This is a genomic window from Cyanobium gracile UHCC 0281 (assembly GCF_034931305.1).
Classification (GTDB): Bacteria; Cyanobacteriota; Cyanobacteriia; order PCC-6307; family Cyanobiaceae; genus Cyanobium; species Cyanobium gracile_A.
Map to the genome: position 1 here is coordinate 1 of NZ_JAYGHY010000108.1, position 3,437 is coordinate 3,437.

General features: G+C 70.7%; 3 protein-coding genes. 2 read left to right on the forward strand and 1 reads right to left on the reverse strand.

The window, feature by feature from the left end; translation table 11 throughout:
* Window positions 1-330, reverse strand: a 330-nt coding sequence (locus VB739_RS16345) for a DUF1643 domain-containing protein (RefSeq protein WP_323358073.1), incomplete at its 3' end; no start/stop codon positions are given.
* A 62-nt stretch (window positions 331-392) separates the two neighbouring features.
* Between VB739_RS16345 and polA the strand changes: the two genes are divergently transcribed.
* Window positions 393-3,266, forward strand: a complete 2,874-nt coding sequence (polA, locus tag VB739_RS16350; RefSeq protein WP_323358074.1) for a DNA polymerase I — start codon at window positions 393-395, stop codon at window positions 3,264-3,266.
* Between the two features lie 55 nt (window positions 3,267-3,321).
* The coding region (locus VB739_RS16355; RefSeq protein ID WP_323358075.1) for a sugar nucleotide-binding protein at window positions 3,322-3,437 on the forward strand (116 nt) is incomplete at its 3' end.

Consider the following 3,437-nt stretch of genomic DNA (forward strand, 5'->3'; position numbering starts at 1 on the left):
CAGCCACACCGGCGCCGCTGGTCCCCCGGCCCGCAGGCGCCGCCGCAGCCAGGCCGCGTTGGCGGCGCCCACCGGATCGGCGGCATGGGCGAGGGCCGCCGGGCTGGGACTGATCCGGGCGAAGAGGTTGAGCACCTCCAGGCCGCCGTACCCCCAGCCGGCGGCGAAGGCCATCAGCCGCCGCAGGGTGGGGTCGTCGTGGCGGTGGTCGGCGCGGGAGGGGTTGAGACCAAGGAACAGCAGGCGGCTACCGCCAGGATCCCAGACCCGCTCCAGCCACCAGCGGTACTGGCGGCAACGGCTGAAGGCGGCCCGGCCGGTGGCGGTCACGGCGCTGTCGGGCCGCCGGATGGCAGGCTGTGGCGATCGGTGGGCAGATCCCAGGGACGGCCATGGAGCGGGACAAGCCCCTGTTGCTGCTGGTGGATGGCCACTCCCTGGCTTTCCGCAGCTTCTACGCCTTCGCCAAGGGCGGCGAGGGGGGCCTGAGCACGAAGGACGGGGTGCCCACCAGCGTCACCTACGGCTTCCTCAAGGCCCTGCTCGACAACTGCAAGGGACTGGCGCCCCAGGGGGTGGTGATCGCCTTCGACACGGCCGAGCCCACCTTCCGCCACCAGGCGGATGCCGCCTACAAGGCCCATCGGGAGGAGGCGCCGGAGCACTTTTTCGCCGACCTGGCCAACCTGCAGGCCATCCTCAAAGACTGCCTCGACCTGCCCCTGTCGATGGCACCGGGCTTCGAGGCCGACGACGTGCTCGGCACCCTGGCCAACCGGGCGGCGGGTGAGGGCTGGCGGGTGCGGATCCTCTCCGGCGACCGCGACCTGTTCCAGCTGGTGGACGACGCGCGCGACATCAGCGTGCTGTACATGGGTGGCGGCCCCTACGCCAAGAACAGCGGTCCGACCCAGATCCGCCGGGCCCAGGTGATCGAGAAGCTGGGAGTCCCACCGGAAGGGGTGGTGGACCTCAAAGCCCTCACCGGCGACAGCTCCGACAACATCCCCGGCGTCAAGGGGGTGGGGCCCAAGACGGCCCTGACCCTGCTCAAGGCCCACGGCGACCTGGACGGCATCTACGCCGCCCTCGACCAGCAGAAGGGGGCCCTGAAAACCAAGCTGGAGACCGATCGGGAGAACGCCTTCCGCTCCCGCATGCTGGCGGAGATCCTGGTGCAGATCCCCCTGCCCCAGGAACCACGCCTGGCCCTGGGCCAGGTGGACAGCGAGGGGCTGGGGGCGCGTCTGAGCGAGCTGGAGCTGTTCAGCCTGGTGAAGCAGACCGAGGGCTTCGCCCGTCTGTTCTCGGCGGAACCAGCGGCAGAGCCCCCAGAGGAAGAGCCAGAGGCAACGGACACCCTGCCCGCCCTGCGGCCGGAGCTGGTCACCACCCCCGAGGCCCTGGCCGCCCTGGTGGGGAGGCTGCTGGCCTGCACCGATCCGGCGGCGCCGGTGGCCCTCGACACCGAGACCACCTCGCTGAATCCTTTCAAGGCGGAGCTGGTGGGGATCGGCGTCTGCTGGGGGGAGGGCCTGGCGGATCTGGCCTACGTGCCCATCGGCCACCACAGCCCGCCGGCCGCCGATCTGCTCAGCACGCCGCCCCCCGCCCCGGTGCAGCTGCCCCTCGATGCGGTGCTGCTGGCCCTGGGGCCCTGGCTGGCCAGCGCCGAACACCCCAAGGCGCTCCAGAACGCCAAGTACGACCGCCTGATCCTGCTGCGCCATGGGCTGCCCCTGGCCGGTGTGGTGATGGACACCCTGCTGGCGGACTACCTGCGGGATGCCAACGACAAGCATGGCCTGGAGGCGATGGCGGAGCGCGCATTCGGCTTCCATCCCACCACCTATGGCGATCTGGTGGCCAAGGGGCAGACCTTCGCCGACGTGCCGATCGAGGCCGCGTCGCTCTACTGCGCCATGGACGTGCACCTCACCCGGCGCCTGGGGGCGTTGCTGGCGGAGCAGCTGGCGGCGATGGGGCCCGAGCTGCCCCTGTTGCTGCAACAGGTGGAGCTGCCCCTGGAGCCGGTGCTGGCCCAGATGGAGGCCACCGGCATCCGCATCGATGTGCCCTACCTCAAGGAGCTGGCCGAGGAACTGAGCAGCACCCTGGTGCGGCTGGAGCAGGAGGCCCAGGCGGCGGCGGGAGTGGACTTCAACCTGGCCTCCCCCAAGCAACTGGGGGAACTGCTGTTCGACAGCCTGGGGCTCGACCGCAAGAAATCGCGGCGCACCAAGACCGGCTGGAGCACCGATGCGGCGGTGCTGGAGAAGCTGGAGGACGACCATCCGGTGGTGAAGCTGGTGCTGGAGCACCGCACCCTCAGCAAGCTGCTGAGCACCTACGTGGAGGCCCTGCCGGCGCTGGTGGAGCCGGAGACCGGGCGGGTGCACACCGATTTCAACCAGGCGGTGACCGCCACCGGGCGGCTGTCGAGCAGCAACCCCAACCTGCAGAACATCCCCATCCGCACCGAGTTCAGCCGCCGCATCCGCAAGGCCTTCCTGCCCCAGGAGGGCTGGCGGATGATCAGCGCCGATTACTCCCAGATCGAGCTGCGCATCCTCACCCACCTCTCGGGCGAACCGGTGCTGGTGCAGGCCTACAACGACGGCGACGACGTCCATGCCCTGACGGCCCGGCTGCTGCTGGAGACCGACACGGTGACACCGGAGGAGCGGCGGCTGGGCAAGACGATCAACTTCGGGGTGATCTATGGGATGGGGGCCCAGCGGCTGGCCCGCGAAACCGGCATGGGCCAGGCGCGGGCCAAGGAGTTCCTGAGCCTCTACAAGCAGCGCTACCCAAGGGTGTTCCTGTTCCTGGAGCTGCAGGAGCGCCTCGCCCTCAGCCGCGGCTACGTGGAAACGATCCTGGGGCGGCGACGCCCGTTCCACTTCGATCCCGGCGGCCTGGGCCGGCTGCGGGGCAAGGATCCGCTGGAGATCGACCTGGAGGTGGCCCGCCGCGGCGGCATGGAGGCCCAGCAGCTGCGGGCGGCCGCCAATGCCCCGATTCAGGGCTCCAGCGCCGACATCATCAAGCTGGCGATGGTGAGCCTGCAACGGGCGCTCACAGAGGCCGGCCTGCCGGCGCGCCTACTGCTGCAGGTGCACGACGAGCTGGTGCTGGAGGCGGCACCGGAAGCGCTGGACGAGGTGCGGGAGCTCACCCGCCGCACGATGGAGCAGGCGGTGCAGTTGACGGTGCCACTGGCGGTGGACACCGGGGTGGGCCCCAACTGGATGGAGGCGAAATAGCGGCGCGAAGGTAGGCTGCGCCTGAGCCCGTCCGCCGCCATCGATGCCTGAACCGGTGCGGGTGCTGCTGACCGGCCGCCACGGCCAGCTGGGCCGGGCCCTCACCGCCCGCGTGCCGGCCGGCATCGAGCTGATCGCCACGGGCCGCGACGAACTGGATCTGGCCGACGC